General features: G+C 61.1%; 16 protein-coding genes. 14 read left to right on the top strand and 2 right to left on the bottom strand.

The features are described 5' to 3' along the window. Nucleotides 1-15: 15 nt before the first annotated feature. From nuoL to AC07PT_RS22510, 5 genes are read left to right on the top strand one after another with little or no spacing between them, the layout of a single operon-like run. Entirely contained in the window at nt 16-2,037 is a 2,022-nt protein-coding gene (gene nuoL / locus AC07PT_RS22530; protein ID WP_492348105.1) for an NADH-quinone oxidoreductase subunit L, read from the top strand. A 13-nt stretch (nt 2,038-2,050) separates the two neighbouring features. Then, nucleotides 2,051-3,526, top strand: a complete 1,476-nt coding sequence (locus tag AC07PT_RS22525; protein WP_492348106.1) for an NADH-quinone oxidoreductase subunit M — start codon at nt 2,051-2,053, stop codon at nt 3,524-3,526. Between the two features lie 24 nt (nt 3,527-3,550). Then, entirely contained in the window at nt 3,551-5,038 is a 1,488-nt protein-coding gene (nuoN, locus tag AC07PT_RS22520) for an NADH-quinone oxidoreductase subunit NuoN (RefSeq protein ID WP_492348107.1), read from the top strand. Nucleotides 5,039-5,048: 10 nt separating this feature from the next. After that, nucleotides 5,049-5,357: a DUF2818 family protein gene (locus tag AC07PT_RS22515; protein ID WP_492348108.1), complete on the top strand. Its 309-nt coding sequence runs from the start codon at nt 5,049-5,051 to the stop codon at nt 5,355-5,357. A 15-nt stretch (nt 5,358-5,372) separates the two neighbouring features. Next, the gene (locus AC07PT_RS22510; protein WP_492348109.1) at nt 5,373-5,849 is read left to right on the top strand and encodes a DUF1178 family protein; all 477 of its coding nucleotides are present in this window, start codon (nt 5,373-5,375) and stop codon (nt 5,847-5,849) included. Nucleotides 5,850-5,897: 48 nt separating this feature from the next. Here the strand turns inward: AC07PT_RS22510 and AC07PT_RS22505 are convergent, their stop codons facing one another. Further along, the gene (locus tag AC07PT_RS22505) at nt 5,898-7,688 is read right to left on the bottom strand and encodes an ABC transporter transmembrane domain-containing protein (RefSeq protein WP_494658188.1); all 1,791 of its coding nucleotides are present in this window, start codon (nt 7,686-7,688) and stop codon (nt 5,898-5,900) included. Between the two features lie 256 nt (nt 7,689-7,944). Here AC07PT_RS22505 and AC07PT_RS22500 point away from each other — a divergent pair, with 256 nt between their 5' ends. From AC07PT_RS22500 to AC07PT_RS22485, 4 genes are all read left to right on the top strand, one after another. Beyond that, complete coding sequence (locus tag AC07PT_RS22500; protein ID WP_492348111.1) at nt 7,945-8,379, top strand: MarR family winged helix-turn-helix transcriptional regulator; 435 nt, start codon at nt 7,945-7,947, stop codon at nt 8,377-8,379. Continuing rightward, nucleotides 8,376-9,935 carry an efflux transporter outer membrane subunit gene (locus tag AC07PT_RS22495; protein WP_494658187.1) on the top strand — a complete coding sequence of 520 codons (1,560 nt, stop codon included), beginning with the start codon at nt 8,376-8,378 and terminating at the stop codon, nt 9,933-9,935. The genes AC07PT_RS22500 and AC07PT_RS22495 overlap by 4 nt, the downstream gene beginning before the upstream one ends. Nucleotides 9,936-10,010: 75 nt before the next feature. After that, nucleotides 10,011-11,291 (top strand): HlyD family secretion protein, encoded by a 1,281-nt coding sequence (locus AC07PT_RS22490; RefSeq protein WP_494658186.1) that lies wholly within the window; start codon nt 10,011-10,013, stop codon nt 11,289-11,291. An 11-nt stretch (nt 11,292-11,302) separates the two neighbouring features. Next, nucleotides 11,303-12,868, top strand: coding sequence for a DHA2 family efflux MFS transporter permease subunit (locus AC07PT_RS22485; protein WP_494658185.1), 1,566 nt, complete (start codon nt 11,303-11,305; stop codon nt 12,866-12,868). 39 nt (nt 12,869-12,907) lie between these two features. Here the strand turns inward: AC07PT_RS22485 and AC07PT_RS22480 are convergent, their stop codons facing one another. Continuing rightward, the gene (locus AC07PT_RS22480; RefSeq protein ID WP_494658184.1) at nt 12,908-13,948 is read right to left on the bottom strand and encodes an L-histidine N(alpha)-methyltransferase; all 1,041 of its coding nucleotides are present in this window, start codon (nt 13,946-13,948) and stop codon (nt 12,908-12,910) included. Nucleotides 13,949-14,340: 392 nt separating this feature from the next. Between AC07PT_RS22480 and AC07PT_RS22475 the strand changes: the two genes are divergently transcribed. From AC07PT_RS22475 to AC07PT_RS22455, 5 genes are all read left to right on the top strand, one after another. Beyond that, nucleotides 14,341-15,111 carry an ABC transporter ATP-binding protein gene (locus AC07PT_RS22475; protein ID WP_492348116.1) on the top strand — a complete coding sequence of 257 codons (771 nt, stop codon included), beginning with the start codon at nt 14,341-14,343 and terminating at the stop codon, nt 15,109-15,111. 1 nt (nt 15,112) lies between these two features. Continuing rightward, on the top strand, nt 15,113-15,847 hold the full coding sequence (locus AC07PT_RS22470) for an ABC transporter ATP-binding protein (protein ID WP_492348117.1): 735 nt from the start codon (nt 15,113-15,115) through the stop codon (nt 15,845-15,847). Between the two features lie 65 nt (nt 15,848-15,912). Then, nucleotides 15,913-17,103, top strand: a complete 1,191-nt coding sequence (locus tag AC07PT_RS22465) for an ABC transporter substrate-binding protein (protein ID WP_494658183.1) — start codon at nt 15,913-15,915, stop codon at nt 17,101-17,103. A 74-nt stretch (nt 17,104-17,177) separates the two neighbouring features. After that, a complete protein-coding gene (locus AC07PT_RS22460) occupies nt 17,178-18,062 on the top strand; it encodes a branched-chain amino acid ABC transporter permease (protein WP_492348119.1) in 885 nt (294 codons plus the stop codon). Between the two features lie 14 nt (nt 18,063-18,076). Next, nucleotides 18,077-19,057 (top strand): branched-chain amino acid ABC transporter permease, encoded by a 981-nt coding sequence (locus tag AC07PT_RS22455; protein WP_492348120.1) that lies wholly within the window; start codon nt 18,077-18,079, stop codon nt 19,055-19,057. Nucleotides 19,058-19,250: the final 193 nt, after the last annotated feature.

Here is a 19,250-nt window from a genome sequence, read left to right as displayed (position 1 = left end):
CCAGAGAATCCAACAATGAGCGCAACGCTTTCTGCATCCACACTGCTGGCGGTGCCGCTGGCACCGCTGGCCGGGTCGATCCTCGCCGGGATTTTTGGCACGGCGTTCGGCGGCAACTGGATTGGTCGCCGCCTGAGCCACTCGCTGACCATCCTGGGCGTGTTCGTCGCCTTTGTGCTGTCGGCACTCACCTTCAAGAGCGTGGCTTTTGAAGGTGCCCGCTTCAGTGAAACCCTCTACACCTGGATGGTGGTGGGTGGCCTGAAGATGGAGGTTGGCTTCCTCATCGATAGCCTGACCGCCATGATGATGTGCGTCGTGACCTTCGTGTCGCTGATGGTGCACATCTACACCATTGGTTACATGGAAGAGGATGAGGGCTACAACCGCTTCTTTGCCTACATCTCTCTGTTCACCTTCTCCATGCTGATGCTTGTGATGAGCAACAACATGCTGCAGCTGTTCTTCGGCTGGGAGGCGGTGGGCTTGGTGTCCTACTTGCTGATTGGCTTCTGGTTCAACAAGCCGACGGCCATCTTTGCCAACATGAAGGCGTTTCTGGTCAACCGCGTGGGTGACTTCGGCTTCATCCTGGGCATCGGCCTGCTGGCTGCCTACGGTGGCACCTTGAACTATGCCGAAACCTTTGCCAAGGCCGACGAACTGGCCAAGCTGACCTTCCCCGGCACCGACTGGATGCTGATCACGGTGGCTTGCATCTGCCTGTTCATTGGTGCCATGGGCAAGAGCGCCCAGTTCCCGTTGCACGTGTGGCTGCCGGACTCCATGGAAGGCCCCACCCCCATTTCGGCCCTGATCCACGCGGCCACCATGGTGACCGCCGGTATCTTCATGGTGGCTCGCATGTCGCCGCTGTTTGAACTCAGCGATACGGCTCTGAACTTCATCATGGTGATCGGCGCCATCACGGCTCTGTTCATGGGTTTCCTGGGCATCATCCAGAACGACATCAAGCGCGTTGTGGCCTACTCGACGCTGTCTCAGCTGGGCTACATGACGGTGGCGCTGGGTGCTTCGGCCTACTCGGTGGCGGTTTTCCACCTGATGACGCACGCGTTCTTCAAGGCGCTGCTGTTCCTTGCCGCTGGCTCGGTCATCATGGGCATGCACCACAACCAGGACATCCGCTGGATGGGCGGTGTCCGCAAGTACATGCCCATCACCTGGATCACCTCGTTGATTGGTTCGCTGGCCCTGATCGGCACACCGTTCTTTGCAGGCTTCTATTCCAAGGACAGCATCATTGAAGCGGTGCATGAGAGCCATCTGCCCGCCGCTGGTTTTGCCTCGTTCGCGGTGCTGGCTGGTGTGTTTGTCACTGCCTTCTACTCGTTCCGCCTCTATTTCCTGGTGTTCCACGGCAAAGAGCGATTTGATCAGAACCCGGATGCCCACCATGGTCACGATGACCATGGCCATCATGACGACCACCACGAGCCACATGAGTCTCCCTGGGTGGTGACCCTGCCGCTGGTCTTGCTGGCAATTCCTTCGGTGATCATCGGCTACATCGGCATCGAACCCATGCTGTTTGGCGACTTCTTCAAGGACGTGATCTTTGTGGATGGCGAAAAGCACCAGGTGATGGAAGAGTTGGCCCACGCATTCCACGGTTCGGCCGCCATGGCCCTGCACGCGGTCAGCACGGCACCTTTCTGGCTGGCTCTTTCTGGCGTGGCGCTGTCCTACTACATGTACATGATCAATCCGGCCTTGCCTGCTGCGATCAAGTCGGCCTGCAAGCCAATCTACAACCTGCTCGAGAACAAGTACTACCTCGACTGGATCAATGAAAACATCATCGCCCGCGGTGCGCGTGGTCTGGGTCTGGGTCTGTGGAAGGCCGGCGACCAAGCCATCATCGATGGTGCGGTGGTCAATGGCTCCTGGAAGCTGGTCGGTTGGGTCGCTGGCTTGGTGCGCTGGATCCAATCCGGCTACATCTATCACTATGCGCTGGTGATGATCCTGGGTGTGTTTGTCTTCATGACGTATTTCGTCTGGCTCAACAAGTAGGAGAAAAACAAAAATGGGATTGTTGAGTCTTGCAATCTGGACACCGATTGTTTTTGGTGTCGTGCTGCTGGCCTTGGGCCGTGATGAGCATGCCAAGGTGGTCCGTTGGGTCGCCCTGATCGGTGCAGTCTGTGGTTTGTTGGTCACCTGGCCGCTGTACGCGGGCTTCGAGATCGGCACCTCGGCCATGCAGTTTGTTGAAAACGTGAGTTGGATCGAACGTTTCAACATCCACTACCACCTGGGTCTTGACGGGATCTCGTTCTGGTTCGTGCCCTTGACCGCTTTCATCACCGTGATCGTCGTGATCGCAGGGTGGGAGGTCATCACCGAGCGCGTCAATCAATACATGGGCGCGTTCCTGATCCTCAGCGGTTTGATGATCGGTGTGTTCTCCGCACTGGACGGCATGCTGTTCTATGTGTTCTTTGAAGCCACGCTGATTCCGATGTACTTGATCATCGGCATCTGGGGTGGTCCGAACAAGATCTACGCAGCGTTCAAGTTCTTCTTGTACACCTTGCTCGGCTCGCTGCTGACGCTGGTGGCCTTGATCTATCTGTACGCAGCCTCGGGTGGCAGCTTCGATATCCAGACTTGGCACAAGCTGCCGCTGGGTTCGACCGCCCAGACCCTGCTGTTCTTCGCCTTCTTCGCAGCTTTTGCGGTGAAGGTGCCGATGTGGCCGGTGCACACCTGGTTGCCTGACGTGCACGTGGAAGCCCCCACGGGTGGTTCCGCTGTGCTGGCGGCCATCATGTTGAAGCTGGGTGCCTATGGTTTCTTGCGTTTCTCCATGCCCATTGCCCCCGACGCCTCGCGCGAGTGGGCTTGGCTGATCATCGGTCTGTCGCTGACGGCCGTGATCTATGTGGGTCTGGTGGCCATGGTCCAAAAGGACATGAAGAAGCTGGTGGCCTATTCATCTGTGGCGCACATGGGCTTCGTGACCCTGGGTTTCTTCATCTTCAACGACCTCGGCGTGGCCGGTGGTCTGGTGCAGATGATTGCCCACGGTTTTGTGTCTGGCGCCATGTTCCTGAGCATTGGCGTGCTGTACGACCGGGTTCACTCGCGTGAGATCGCCAGCTATGGCGGTGTGGTGAACACCATGCCCAAGTTCGCTGCTTTTGCCTTGCTGTTCTCGATGGCCAACTGTGGCCTGCCGGGTACGGCTGGCTTTGTGGGTGAGTGGATGGTGATCCTGGGGGCAGTTCAATCCAATTTCTGGTTGGGTCTGCTGGCGGCCTCGGCCCTGATCTTCGGTGCGGCTTACACCCTCTGGATGTTCAAGCGTGTTTACCTGGGGCCTGTGACCAACGACCACGTGCGTGAACTGACGGACATCAATGCCCGCGAGTTCCTGATCATGACCCTGCTGGCCATTGCTGTTCTGGCAATGGGTCTGTACCCCAAGCCTTTCACTGATGTGATGAACGCATCGGTCACTGACTTGCTGCAACACGTCGCAGCCTCGAAGCTGAACTGACCAGCCTGACCAGAGAGAAACGAGATGATTGACAAACTCAGCTGGATCACGATCTACCCAGAGGTCATTTTGCTGGCCATGGCCAGTGTGATCGCCATTCTCGACTTGGGCGTGAGCAGCCCCCGTCGCACTGCCACCTACTTGCTGACTGTGATCACCCTGGTGGTGGTGGCGGGCATGCAGGCCATGTATGCCGACAGTGGCCAGACCTTCTATGGCTTCAACGGCATGGTGGTCAGTGATCCGATGGGCAACTGGCTCAAGTGCTTTGCCTCGATCGCCATGCTGGTGACCCTGGTCTACGGTCGCCCCTACGCTTTCGACCGCGGCATGTTGCGCGGTGGCGAGATGTTCACGCTGAGCTTGTTCGCCTTGCTCGGCATGTTCGTGATGATCTCGGGCAACAACTTCCTGTTGATCTACCTCGGTCTGGAACTGTTGACCCTGTCGAGCTATGCCTTGGTGGCCCTGCGCCGCGATCATGCGACCTCGTCTGAGGCCGCCATGAAGTATTTCGTATTGGGCGCGCTGGCCAGCGGTTTCTTGCTGTACGGCCTGTCCATGTTGTACGGTGCCACCGGTTCTCTGGACCTGGGCCAGGTGTTCAAGGCTGTGGGGTCTGGCCAGGTGGATCACCAGGTGCTGGTCTTTGGTCTGGTCTTTGTGGTGGCGGGGCTGGCTTTCAAGCTCGGTGTGGTGCCTTTCCACATGTGGGTTCCCGACGTGTACCAAGGTGCTCCGACGGCCGTCACCCTGATGATCGGCGGCGCACCCAAGTTTGCGGCCTTTGCCATCGTGATCCGCCTGTTGGTTGAAGGTTTGCTGCCCTTGGCCATTGACTGGCAGCAGATGCTGTTGGTGTTGTCGGTCTGCTCTTTGCTGATTGGTAACCTGATTGGTGTGGTCCAGACCAACCTCAAGCGCATGCTGGCCTACTCGACCATCTCCCAGATGGGCTTTGTCCTGCTGGGTTTGATCCCGGGTGTGGTCAATGGCACCACCTTGCCAGCGGCCAATGCTTACAGTTCGGCGATGTTCTATGTGGTCACCTACGTGTTGACCACTCTGGCTACCTTCGGTGTGATCTTGCTGCTGGCCCGCGAAGGTTTCGAGAGCGAAGAGATCTCCGATCTGGCAGGCCTCAACCAACGCAGCCCCTTCTACGCAGCCGTGATGTCGGTGTGCCTGTTCTCCATGGCGGGTATTCCCCCGCTGGCAGGCTTCTATGCCAAGCTGTCGGTGCTTCAGGCCTTGGTCACCACAGGTGAGAACGGCTACATCGTCTTGGCCGTATTTGCCGTGCTGATGTCCTTGATCGGCGCCTTCTACTACCTGCGTGTGGTCAAGGTCATGTACTTTGACCAGCCTTTGACGGCCACCACCGTGTCGGCACCTGCTGATGTTCGGATCGTGATGTCCATCAACGCGGCGCTGATTCTGTTGCTGGGCTTGCTGCCTGGTGGTCTGATGACCCTGTGCGCCCGGGCCATCGTGCTGACGCTGGGTTCCTGAGTCTGCCGCCGTGAACCAGACGGTTTCTGTTTGGCTGGTCATCCTGGCGGCACTGGTTGCCGCCAACCTGCCTTTTCTGAATCACCGCCTGCTGGCGGTGATTCCATTTGCAACGGTCAAAGCCTTGCCCTGGCGCTTGCTGGAGCTGGTATTTTTCTATGTGCTGGTCGGCTTTTTCGCCTGGGGCATGGAGCAACGCGCCGGTCAGGCTGCCCCGCAAGGGTGGGAGTTTTATGCGACCACGTTTTGCCTGTTTCTCACGTTGGCCTTTCCGGGCTTCGTCTATCGCTATCTTCTCAAGCATCGGCGCGGCGCCTGAATTCGGTAGTCCTTCATGAAGGTTCTGAACCTGCAGTGCGCCGCCCAACACGGGTTTGAAGGCTGGTTTGCCTCCGAGGCGGAATTTCAACGCCAACTCGCTGAGGGCTTGGTGAGTTGTCCGGTTTGTGGTGATCACACCGTTCACAAGCTCCCAGCGGCGCCACGTTTGAACCTCAGTGGATCACGTGAATCAGCGTCCCGTGTGCCGGCCAAAAGGCCGGACTCTCAAACTGCATCACAACCGGCAACCCCGGCCGGGAAACAGGAATTGCAAGCCGCCTGGCTGAAGTTGGCCCGTGAGGTGGTGCGTCAGACGGAAGACGTGGGTCCTGCCTTTGCCGAGGAGGCTCGTCGCATTCACCATGGAGAGGCCCCCGAACGCGGCATACGGGGCCAAGCCACGGTTGAAGAGACCTTGGCCTTGGTGGAAGAGGGCATTCCGGTGCTGCCGATCCCCATGCCGGTGGCGGCCAAAGAGACCTTGCAATAAGGTACGCCCCGTGGGCGCCCCCGGCGCCCCCTGAGCGGTAGTGGGGTCTCAACTCAGCAATTGCATATTGGCAAAGCGAGCATAGACGCCGCCCAGGGCCATCAGATCCTCGTGACGACCTTGTTCCACGACTTGACCCTGATCAAGCACCACGATGCGGTCCGACTTCTGGACCGTGGCCAGGCGGTGCGCGATGACCAGTGTGGTGCGTTGGCGCTCGCCGCCATGCAGGGCCGCTTCCAGTGCCGCCTGCACCATGCGCTCGCTTTCGGCGTCCAGGGCACTGGTGGCTTCGTCCAGCAACAGAAGGCGGGGGCGGCGCAGCAAGGCCCTCGCGATGGAGAGCCGTTGCTTCTGCCCACCACTCAACCGCACACCGCGTTCGCCCAAAAATGTGTGATAGCCCTCTGGCAGGGCTCGGATGAACTCGTCGGCAAAAGCCTCCCGGGCGGCCGCCATCACTTCGGCGTCGGTCGCCCCGGGGCTGCCGTAACGGATGTTCTCCAGAGCGGTGTTCGAGAAAATCACGGCGTCCTGGGGCACAACACCGATCTGGGCGCGCAGGGCGTCCAGATTCCAATCGGCCAATGGAATGCCATCCAGGCGAATGGCTTGCGTCGGGGTCACATCGTAGAAACGTTGCAGCAACTGCAGCACCGTTGATTTACCGGCACCGCTGCTGCCGACCAATGCCACTGTTTCTCCAGGGGCGATCTGCAGCGTGAAATGGTTGAGCGCAGGCTGCTGGGGGCGAGAGGGGTAGTTAAATTGCACGTTCTCGAACGCAATGGCCACCCCGGCGGCCTCGCTGGCTGACGCCGGAGCATGAGCGCCGCTGGTGATCGTGGGTGGCGTGTGAAGCAGTTCCATCAGGCGTTCTGTGGCGCCGGCCGCTCGCAGCAGGTCACCGTACACCTCGCCCAACACGGCCGCTGAACTGGCCAGAATCAGCACGTAGACCACGGTCTGCCCCAGTTCCCCGGCACTCAAAGTGCCCCGCATCACCGCCTGGGTGCCCTCGTACAGGCCCCAGAGCAATGCGGCGCTCGTGGCCATGATCACAAAGGCCACCAAGACGGATCGGGCTTTGCTGCGGCGTACCGCCGTCTGAAACGCCGCTTCTGTGGCTGCACTGAATCGGTCGGCCTCTCGCTGACCCGCATTGTTGGCCTGCACAGTGCTGACTGCATTCAATACTTCGGCAGCGACGGCGCTGGCGTCCGCGACACGATCCTGACTGGCTCGCGACAGGCGGCGTACCCGACGCCCGAACCAGACCGAGGGGGCGACGATCAGTAACAGGGCCAGAAGGACCTGACCCATGACGAGTGGGTTGGTCCATACCAGCATGCCGAGCGCACCGAGGCCCATGACGGCATTGCGCAGGCCCATGCTCAACGACGAGCCCACCACGGTCTGCACCAGGGTGGTGTCGGCGGTGAGGCGCGACAGCACCTCACCTGTCTGGGTGGTTTCAAAAAACGCCGGGCTCTGATCCAGCACATGGGCATAGACCGCATCCCGCAGGTCGGCGGTGATGCGTTCTCCCAGCCAGCTCACGGTGTAGAAGCGCGCTGCCGAGAACACCGCCAGTGCCGCGGCCACGCCGAACAACGCGCCAAAGTGCTGGCCGAGTGCCAGGGCCTGCTGGTCCCGGTGGGCCGGCAGCAGGCCTCCGTCGATCAGACTGCGAAGGGCTTGCGGAAACACCAGCGTTGCGCCTGCCGCCAGCAGCAGAAACAGCAAGGCCAGTCCGATGGCGGCCCGGTAAGGGGACAGGAAAGGCCGCAAGCCCCCCAGTGCGCGGGGGGAGGCTTTGGCGGAAGCGGGGGAGTTCATCGTGAAATGCCTGTGTTGCGAGCGGATGGCCCAGTGTGCAGTGTGCTGGGTTTTCGCGACTGTAGCGTTCCCAGTCTGTCGATGCAGTGTTTACTGAAAATTAACATTGCTTCAGCAGACTCAGCCTTGACAATATTTGCCTGGGCAAATAATATTTTGACCCATGTCATCCGATTCTTCAAGCCAACGGGGTGCCCCCGCGCCGGGGTTCTACCGACCCGAATCTTACGGAGGGCAGATCAGTGTGGGCTACACCATGCGCCACATCGTCAGGCTGATGGGCCTGGAGATCGACCGCAAGATGGAGCCGCACGGTTTGACCAATGCGCAGTGGATTCCTCTGATCAAGCTTTACGAACGCAAAGGCGGCAGCGTCGCTGAATTGGCCCGCTCCTGCCAGCTGGACAACGGGGCCATGACGCGGCTGTTGGACCGGGTGGAGGGCAAGGGCCTGTGCCGTCGGGTTCGATCGGTATCCGATCGGCGGGTGGTCAACCTGGAGCTGACGCCTGAAGGCGAGGAGGCTGCCCGGATCATTCCAGCGGTGCTTTGCAACATGCAAAACAGCATGCTTGAAGGCTTCTCGGAGTCCGAGTGGCTGCAACTCGTCGAATTTCTTCAACGTATTCTCAAGAACGCAGAGCACATCCAGTCCCAGGCCGATGGTGTTGCTGCGAAGGGCAAGTCATGATCAAACATCCTCAGCGCCATGCAGACCGGCGCAAGCGTTTTGCGACTGCCGTGGCCGCTATCGGCGCCGTGGTCGCATTGTCAGCGTGTGCTGACTTCTCAGGCATCCAAGGCCACGCCAAGCTGCGCGATCCCTCCACCCTGGGCACCCAGACCGGAGCCAGCCAGCCAATCCAGGCACTGCCCTGGCTGCATGCCGATGTGTGGCGTGAGTATGGCGATGCCCAATTGGACGCCTTGCTTGAGCAAGCGCTGAGCGGCAACCCCAGCCTGCAACAGGCCCGTTTGCGCCTGGAGCGTGCGCAGGCCCAATCCGGTGTGGCCCGGGCTGCCTTGTTGCCTCAGTTGGGTGCAGGCGCTGAAATCAGCCGCGACCTGTACACCGCCAACAGCATTTACCCGCCGCCCCTGGGGGGCAGTGTGGAAGACTCTGGCACGGTGCAATTGTCGGGCTCGTGGGAGTTGGACTTTTTTGGCAAGAACCGGGCGGCTCTGGATTCGGCCATCGGTTCTGTGCAGGCGGCGGCAGCCGACGCGCAGGCCGCTCGTCTGTTGCTGGCGAGCAATGTGGTCCGCTCTTACTACCAGTTGGCCCGCGCAGGTGCCCAGCTGGAGGTGGCCGAGCGCACCCTGCAACAACGCAAGGAGATGCTGGGCCTGGTTCGCTCGCGGCTGGCTGCAGGTCTGGACACCCAACTGGAACTGCGCCAAAGCCAGGGTGGCATTCCCGAGGCCCAATTGCAGATCGAGGCTTTGCAGGAGCAACAGGCGCTGGCCAAAAACGCGCTGGCCACCTTGGCCGGTGACCCAGCGCTGGCCCAGCGGCTGAAGGTACCGTCGTTGCCCGTGGCCTTGGGCGTTGCCGGGCCGGCCGAGGTGCCCCTGAACCTGCTCGGCCAGCGGGCTGACGTGGTGGCCGCCCGCTGGCGGGTCGAGGCCACCAGCCGCGACATCGAGGTGGCCCGTGCCCAGTTCTATCCCAACATCAATCTGAAGGCCTATGCCGGTTTCTCGGCGCTTGGCTTGTCGAACCTGCTCAAATCCGGTAGCGAGCAGTGGGGTGTGGCGCCTGCCATCAGCCTGCCGATCTTCTCGGGGGGGCGCTTGCGGGCTAATTTGCGTGTGAAGACGGTCGATCTGGACACCGCCATCGAGTCCTACAACGGCACCTTGCTGGAGGCGGTGCGCGATGTGGCCGATCAGTTGGTCACAGCACAATCGCTGGAGCGCCAGCAGGTCGAACAAAAGAGTGCCCAGCAAGCTGCTGAAGATGCCCACCAGATTGCGCTGCAACGTTACAAGGCTGGCCTGAGCACCTACCTGCAGGTCTTGGCCACGGAAAGCAATGTGCTGCAACAGCGCCGTGCAGCTGTCGATCTGAAAGCTCGGGTCATCGATACCCAGGTGGCCTTGTGGCGCGCCCTCGGGGGTGGTCTGCCAACCACGCCCGTGGCCGTGACCAATGACCGAAGCACCGTGGAAAACGGGGCCATCCGCTTGCAGTCGGCCCTGGCAGGCCAGCGAGCCGACACGGCGGCCGCCCCGGCCACCCCTTGAAAGCGCCCCGACCCCATTGACTCCAGCGCGGGCCACGGCTGATGCGCCCCGCTCCTTACCCACACAGGATTCATCATGAACGCTCCACAAAACAACTCTGCCCCCTCGCTCGATCCGTCGTCCGCCAAGGCTTCGCGACGCAAGGGCCTGCTGTCGATTGCCGCCCTGGTGGTGCTGGCCGGTGCGGGCTGGGCGGCCTACGAGTGGATGGTCTCGAGCCACTACGAGACCACTGACAACGCCTATGTGCAAGGCAATCTGATTCAGATCACGCCGCAAATCAGCGGCACGGTCACGGCCATCCTGGCGGACGACACGGATTTCGTGAAGGCCGGTGCGCCACTGGTGCGCCTGGATACCGCCGATGTGGCTGTGGCCCTGGAGCAAGCCCAGGCCAACTTGGCGCAGACGGTGCGCCAGGTGCGCACACTCTATGCCAACAACGCCTCCCTGGAGGCCCAGGTCAAGCTGCGCGAAACCGATGTGGCCAAGGCCCAACTGGAGATCGAGCGCGCCCAGGACGATTTGAATCGTCGCCAATCCCTGAGCGGCAATGGGGCCGTGTCCCGCGAGGAGCTGGCCCACACCCAGACCCAACTGGCCAATGCACGCAGTGTGCTGGCGGCCGCCCAGGCCGGCGTGGTGGCTGCGCGCGAACAACTGGCCAGCAACAAGGCCATGACCGACGGCACCCAGGTGGAGACCCACCCCAGCGTGCTGGCGGCCGCGGCCAAGGTGCATGAGGCCTTCCTGGCCTCGCGCCGTGCGGCCTTGCCGGCCCCGGTCGAAGGTTATGTGGCCAAGCGCACGGTTCAATTGGGCCAGCGTGTGGCGGCTGGCAACCCGATGATGTCCATCGTGCCGCTGAATCAGCTGTGGGTGGACGCCAACTTCAAGGAGGTTCAGCTGCGCAACATCCGCATTGGACAGCCGGTCAAGCTCACGGCCGACCTGTGGGGCAAGAAGGTGGAGTACATCGGCAAGGTGGCGGGCCTGGGCGTGGGCACGGGGGCCGCGTTTGCGTTGCTGCCGGCCCAGAACGCCACCGGCAACTGGATCAAGGTGGTGCAGCGGGTGCCGGTGCGCGTCACCCTGGATCCTGAAGAGGTGGCCAAGCACCCCTTGCGCATTGGCTTGTCCATGGATGCCGAGGTGGATGTGACGAATCGCGACGGCAAGACGCTGGCCGATGCGCCACGCGACAACGCGGCGGTGCAAACCCAGGTCTACGCCGTGCCCGATGACGAAGCCACGACGCTGATCAACCGGGTGATTTCGGCCAATGTGGGACATCCCGTGCGCTTGTCCAAGGCTGCTTTTGCGGCGGCGCCCGTGGTGGCTCAGAACGCCCGTTGAAAGGCCACAGCATGTCGTCCAATTCTGCGGCTTTCTCGCCCCCACCTCCTCTGGAGGGGGCGGCCCGCACCTGGGGCACGATCGCCCTGTCGGCAGCCACGTTCATGAACGTGCTGGACACGTCGATTGCCAACGTGTCACTGCCTGCGATTGCCGGCGACCTGGGCGTCAGCCCGAATCAGGGCACGTGGGTGATCACCAGCTTTGCCGTGGCCAACGCCATTGCCGTGCCGCTGACGGGGTGGTTGTCTCAGCGGGTGGGGCAGGTGCGCCTGTTTGTCATCAGTGTGCTGCTCTTCGTGCTGGCTTCCTGGCTGTGCGGCCTGGCCCCCAACATGAGCAGCCTGATCGCGCTGCGTGCGCTGCAGGGCTTTGTGGCTGGCCCGATGATTCCGCTGTCGCAGGGCCTGCTGCTGTCCAGCTACCCGCGTGCCCTGGCCGGGCTCGCCATGGCCATGTGGTCGATGACCACCCTGATTGCGCCGGTGATGGGGCCCTTGCTGGGGGGCTGGATCACCGACAACATGAGTTGGCCCTGGATCTTCTACATCAACATCCCGGTGGGTATCGTCTCAGCCCTGGTCACCTGGATGCTTTACCACAAGCGCGAGACGCCGACCAAGCAACTGCCGATCGATTCGGTGGGCTTGGCCTTGCTGGTGATCTGGATCGGTGCGATGCAGGTGACGCTGGACATCGGCAAGGAGAACGACTGGTTCCACTCGGACGTGGTGGTCGGCTTGGCGGTGGTGGCCGTGGTGGGCCTGGCGCTGTTTTTGGTGTGGGAGCTGACCGACGATCATCCCGTGGTGGATCTGGCCTTGTTCAAGCGGCGCAACTTCTGGGCCGGTGCCCTGGCCACGTCGGTGGGCTATGGGTTGTTCTTTGGCAACGTGGTGCTGCTGCCGCTGTGGTTGCAGCAGTACATGGGCTACACCGCCACCCAGGCGGGCATGGTGATGGCCCCGGTGGGGCTGATGGCCCTTGTGCTGTCGCCTTGGGTCGGCAAGAACATTGCCAAGTTCGATCCGCGTTACTTTGCCACCTTCGCCTTTGCGGTGTTTGCGCTGGTGCTGTGGATGCGGTCCAACTTCAACACGCAGGCTGATCTGGCCACCATCATGGTGCCCACCATCGTGCAAGGTGTGGCGATGGCTTTCTTCTTCATTCCGCTGGTCACCATCACGTTGTCGGGCATCACGCCAGACCGCATTCCGGCTGCCTCGGGTTTGTCCAACTTCGCCCGCATCACGGCGGGGGCTTTTGGGACCTCCATTTCCACCACGGTCTGGGAGAACCGGGCCAGCCTGCACCATGCTCAGTTGGTGGAGTCGATTCAGCAGGGCAATGCGACCGCCATGGGGGCGTTGCAGGGCTTGAATGCCACCGGCTTGAGCCCCGAACAGGCCTTGGCGCAGGTCAATCGCCTGGTGGACCAGCAGGCCTTCATGCTGGCGGCCAATGATGTGTTTCTGGCCTCGGCCTTCATCTTTCTGGCCCTGATCCCCTTGGTGTGGTTGTCCCACCCCTTGCCCGGAACAGGTGGCGGCGCCGACGCAGCCGCTGGCGCCCATTGAGGTCCAGGGCGGGGTGCGCAAGACGGGCTCCCTGCTTCTTCAGAGAGGGGGAGCCTCCAGCCAGCAAAGGGCCACTTGACCCAATGGGTCTTGCCAGCAGGGGCCCGGCGCAAAGCCAGCCCGCCGTGCCAGCGCCTGCAGGTCAGCTGCCGCACCCGGGTGCATCTGCAGCGTTTGAATGGCATCGCCCGCGGGCAGGTCGATCGCCGTGACGCGCCCCTGGTGGCGCAGCTCCAGGGTCAGGCCCCGGGGGCAGGTCAACTGCAGCACCACCGAATGGCCCGCTGCATCCACCTTCACCTGGTGCTGGAATTGGCCACTGCTCAACTGCAATGCAAAGTCCCTCTGGCATCGACGCAGTCCGTTCAGGTTGAATTCGGCCATTCGCCCCTGCGCATCGTTGTAGGCGCGTTCTTGCAGCGCCGGGTCCTGGACCTGGTCGACTGTGATGAGCAAGGCGCCGCCTCGCAGTGCAGTGGCCAGCCGCTGCAATGCCGTGAGCCGAGCCCCGGGGGGGATCCTGCTCCAGCCAGAGCCTCCGATGAGGCCGACACGTCGTGCCGCCTCGGGGTGGGCCGCCGGAAGGGCAGGGGGTTGTGCCAGGTCGCCAGCCAGGGCCTGGATGTCCAGGTGCGGGTAGTCATGTTGCAGGCCCGATACGCGTGCCTGCAGGTGTTGCTCCGAGGTGTCCATGGCCACATAGCGCACCGGCTGATCGGCTTCTTCAATCAAGCGGCGCACCACGCGCATGGCCCCCGCCCCGTACTCGATCAATTCGGGGCAGGGGCCCATGCGGCGTGCGATGTCGCCGGCGTGCTCGTGCAGCACCCGCAGTTCGGTGCGGGCCAGAAAGTAGTCCGGTGATTCGGTGGCCAATTCATACAAGGCTGATCCCTGCAAATCGAACAGATAAGACCAAGGCAACTGCCTGGGCTGGCCTTGCAGGGCGACCAAAACCTGGGCCTGCATTTCCTCCGAGACGCTTGTGGCGTGCAGGGCCGTGGCAGGCCAAGGCAGTGGGGCCTTGGCAGCGCCACGGCGCGCGCTGTTCCATTGGTGTATCGGGCCGACCGGGGCCATGGTGCTCTGCCGGTTCAGGGAGATGCAGGGGGGCTGTCTGACTGGTTGGACTGGTTCAAACGTGTGCGTGCTTCGATCATCAGGGGCCTCCTCGCCGGTCGTTGTTTTTGGTCGACGTGCGATTGACCTTATCGGAATTCACAAGCGGCGCACAAGCGGGCTTGCACGGAGTGTGGGTGGTTTGCATCTGCCAAACCTGAGGCCAAATCTGCCGCGCGAGTCGAGCCCGCAGAGAAGGGTGTCCGATTTGCGACCAACCTAGGCATTTGCCCCAGTATCAGCCGCTGCGGCGCAGCATTAGCATGAACTTCAATGCACATGAAACAAGGTGTGTGTGCAGCCAGCGGTCCCTGGCTGCCTCTTTCCCCATCTTCCGGAGCGCCCCAGAGACGATGAGTGACATCATTTTGCAAACCCAAAAGCTCACCAAAGAGTTCAAGGGCTTCACAGCGGTCAGCCAGGTGGATCTGGCCGTGGAACGTGGATCCATCCACGCCTTGATCGGACCGAACGGTGCTGGCAAGACCACCTGCTTCAATCTGCTGACCAAGTTTCTGGAGCCCAGTTCGGGTCGGATCCTCTTCAACGGCATCGACATCACCCGCGAGCGCCCCGCCCAGATCGCCCGGCGCGGCATCATCCGCTCCTTCCAGATTTCTGCCGTGTTTCCGCACCTGACCTTGCTGGAGAACGTTCGCATCGGCTTGCAACGCATGCTCGGCACAAGCTACCACTTTTGGCGCAGCGAGAAGACCTTGAATCAACTCAATGACAGGGCACTGGCCTTGCTGGCCGAAGTGGGCCTGGACGACATGGCGTCCGAGCTGACAGTCAACCTGCCCTATGGGCGCAAGCGCGCACTCGAGATCGCCACCACCTTGGCCATGGAGCCTGAGTTGATGCTGCTCGATGAGCCCACACAAGGCATGGGCCACGAAGACGTGGACCGGGTCACCCAGTTGATCAAGAAGGTGTCCCTGGGGCGAACCATTCTGATGGTGGAGCACAACATGAGCGTGATCTCGAACATCGCCGACAAGATCACCGTACTTCAGCGTGGCGCTGTCCTGGCCGAAGGGCCTTATGCCGAGGTGTCGCGCAACCCTCTGGTCATGGAGGCCTACATGGGCACCACGGACGGTCAGTTGCAGGGAGCCCACTGAGATGAGCGAGGCGCTTCACAAAAACGCAGGGCCGGCGGCCCTCGAGATTCGAGGCTTGCAGGCCTGGTACGGCGAGTCTCACGTGCTTCACGGGGTGGACATGGTGGTCCGTCCCGGCGAGGTGGTGACCCTGCTGGGCCGCAATGGCGCCGGGCGCACCACGACGATGCGGGCCATCATGGGACTGACCGGAGCTCGAAAGGGATCGCTCAAGATCGATGGTACCGAAACCATCGCCATGCCCACCCATCGCATTGCGCACCTCGGGGTGGGCTACTGCCCGGAGGAGCGGGGCATCTTCTCGAGCTTGAGCTGCGAAGAAAACCTGTTGTTGCCACCGCGCCTGAAAGGCGCTACCGGGGGCATGTCGGTCGAAGAGATCTACGACATGTTCCCCAACCTGGCCGAGCGACGTCACAGCCAGGGAACCCGCCTTTCAGGCGGCGAACAACAGATGCTTGCGGTAGCGCGCATTTTGCGGACGGGTGCCAAATTGCTCTTGCTGGACGAGATATCCGAGGGGCTGGCCCCGGTCATCGTCCAGGCCCTGGCCCGCATGATCACCACCTTGCGAACCAAGGGCTACACGGTGGTCATGGTGGAGCAGAACTTTCGTTTTGCAGCCCCCCTGGCCGACCGTTTCTACGTCATGGAGCATGGCCGGATGGTCGAACAGTTTGGCGCCGCTGAACTGGACCAGAAGATGCCCGTGCTCAACGAGCTCCTGGGCGTCTGAGCCCCGGGTTCGCATTCACTCCAATCACAGACAGTGACCCTTCGATCCATTCACAGGAGACAAACATGAAAGCCAAACTCACCGTACTCGCTGCCTTGCTGGCCTGCTCGGGCATGACGGTCGCTCAGGCGCAGGACAAGGTCAAGATCGGTTTCATCACCGACATGTCCAGCCTCTACGCCGATGTGGAAGGCAAAAACGGCGCTCTGGCCATCCAGATGGCCATTGATGATTTTGGCGGCAAGGTCAATGGCATGCCGATCGAGTTGTTGACGGCCGATCACCAGAACAAGGCTGACATTGCTGCCTCGAAGGCGCGTGAGTGGATTGACACGCAGGGCCTGACCATGGTCTTTGGTGGCACCAACTCCGGTACCGCCCTGGCGATAGCCAAAGTGGCACAGGAGAAGAAGCGTGTTTACGTGAACAACGGGGCGGCCACCTCTGCCTTGACCAACGAGCAATGCTCGCCCTACACCGTTCACTATGCCTATGACACGGTGGCCCTGGCCAAAGGCACCGGTGGCGCGGTGGTCGATGGCGGCGGTCGCAACTGGTTTTTTCTCACCGCTGACTACGCTTTCGGTCATGCACTCGAAGCCGATACCAGCGCTGTTGTGAAGGCCAAGGGTGGCCAGATTCTGGGTGGGGTGCGCCACCCCCTGAATGCGTCGGATTTCTCATCCTTCCTGCTGCAGGCTCAAAGCTCGAAGGCGCAGATCCTGGGCCTGGCCAATGCGGGTGGTGACACCATCAACTCGATCAAGGCGGCCAAGGAGTTCGGCATTGGCAAGACCATGAAGCTGGCGGGCTTGCTGATCTTCATCTCTGATGTCCACAGCCTGGGCTTGAAGAACACCGAGGGCCTGCTGTTGACCGCCCCCTGGTACTGGGATCTGAACGAAGAAACCCGCAAGTTCTCGGCTCGATTCTTCGAAAAGACCAAGCGCATGCCGACGGAAATCCAGGCTGCGGATTACTCGGCCACGATGAATTACCTGAAGGCCGTGCAGGAGGCCAAGACGGTGGACGCCGACAAGGTGATGGCGACCTGGAAAGGCATGAAGATGAACGACTTCTTTGCCTCTGGTCAGCTGCGGGCCGATGGCCGCTATGTCCATGACATGTACCTCATGCAGGTGAAGGCGCCCGCCGAATCGACCAAGCCATGGGATTACTACAAGGTGGTCAAGAAGATGGCCGGCGATCAGGTCTTCACGACCAAGGCCGAGTCCAAGTGCGCGCTTTGGAAATGATCTCCTGAACCCGGTGGGGGGATGTCTTCCCTCTGCCGGCCTGACTGCTTTTACCGTCCACCCACCTGTACCTTATGGAAATCTTCGGTGTCTCCGTGCCCGCCATGTTGAGCCAGTTGTTGCTCGGCCTGGTCAATGGGTCCTTTTACGCCATCTTGAGCTTGGGGTTGGCGGTGATTTTCGGCCTGCTCAACGTCATCAACTTTGCGCATGGTGCGCTGTTCATGATGGGGGCCATCCTGACCTGGATGGCGATGACGTACTTCAATATCAGCTACTGGGTGATGTTGATTGCATCGCCCTTGGTGGTAGGAGCCTTTGGCATCCTCATCGAGCGCCTGTTATTGCGGTGGATCTACAAACTGGATCACCTCTACGGCTTGCTCCTCACCTTGGGCTTGACCCTGCTGATCGAGGGTGTCTTCCGTTCCGTCTACGGTGTCTCTGGCCTGGCCTATGACACGCCTGACCAATTGGTCGGCGCCACCAACCTGGGCTTCATGATGCTGCCCAACTACCGTGCGTGGGTGGTGGTGGCTTCTTTGATGGTCTGCCTGGCGACCTGGTTTGTCATTGAAAAGACGCGACTGGGGGCTTACCTGCGTGCTGGCACCGAGAACCCGCGGCTGGTGGAGGCCTTTGGCATCAACGTGCCTTTGATGGTCACGCTGACTTACGGTTTTGGTGTGGCGCTGGCTGCATTTGCCGGTGTCCTGGCGGCTCCTGTCATCCAGGTCACCCCTTTGATGGGCCAAAACCTGATCATTGTGGTGTTCGCCGTGGTGGTGATCGGCGGCATGGGGTCCATCATGGGGTCCATCCTCACCGGGCTGGGCTTGGGGGTGATTGAAGGTTTCACCAAAGTGTTCTATCCGGAGGCTTCATCGACGGTCGTGTTTGTCATCATGGTCATCGTTCTCCTGATTCGCCCCGCCGGTTTGTTCGGCAAAGAAAAATAAGAGGAGCCCAGGGCATGAACAAAAACACGAACAATCTGCTGGCCTATGGGGCGCTGTTGCTGGCTTTGGTGGCCGCACCGTTTCTCGGCGCCTACCCAGTCTTCGTCATGAAGCTGATGTGCTTCGCCTTGTACGCGTCGGCTTTCAACCTTTTGCTGGGCTACACCGGCTTGCTGTCCTTCGGCCATGCCGCCTTTCTTGGTGGTGCGGCCTACCTGTGCGGGCATTCAATCAAGGCCTGGGGTTTGAACCCGGAATGGGCCTTGCTGCTGGGGACGGCAGGGGGCGCGTTTCTGGGGTGGGTCTTCGGCTTGTTGGCGATTCGCCGGCAGGGTATCTACTTCTCCATGATCACGTTGGCCCTGGCCCAGATGCTGTTCTTTGTCTGCCTGCAGGCCCCTTTCACTGGGGGGGAGGATGGCATGCAAGGCGTCCCGCGCGGTGCCTTGTTTGGTCTTTTGGATCTGAAGAGTGATCTGACCATGTACTACGTGGCGCTGGCGGTGGTGGTACTTGCCTTCCTGCTGATCGTCCGCATCATTCATTCGCCATTTGGACAAGTGCTCAAAGGCATCAAGGAGAACGAAGCGCGTGCCATTTCTCTGGGCTATGACACGCAACGCTACAAACTCTTGGCGTTTGTCCTGTCGGCGGCGCTGGCCGGGCTGGCCGGCTCTCTGAAGACGCTGGTGCTGGGCTTTGCAACACTCAGTGATGTCCATTGGACCAGTTCGGGGGAAGTCATCCTGATGACCCTGGTTGGGGGGCTGGGCACTTTGTCGGGGCCGCTGCTGGGCTCGGCGGTTGTGGTCGTCCTGGAGAACAAACTTGGCGAAATCGGCAACCTGCTGGCCGCATTGAGCGGAGTCGATTGGTTCAAGACACTGGGCGAGTCGGTCACGATGGTGACCGGACTGATCTTTGTGATCTGTGTGCTCGCGTTCCGACGAGGCATCATGGGCGAAATTCTGGCCCTGAGAAATCGCTTCAAATAGCCGTCCTGCTGAAGGAGGGGGCTTCGCGCAAGCCCTCGATTTGATATTTATTAACCCATTTGGTAACTTGGTTAATAAGGGAAGTTGTCTCAATCAGTCAAATCAGCCCTTTTCTCTGTGTATACTAGCGGGCTCGACTGCACAGAACAGTGCTTAGCGAGGTGGCTGGGGTCTGATGGCTCTGGGTGCTTGG

The organism is Curvibacter sp. GW821-FHT09D12, from assembly GCF_059416245.1.
The sequence above is the reverse complement of the archived record's forward strand: the minus strand, read 5'-3'. Positions and strand labels throughout refer to the sequence as shown.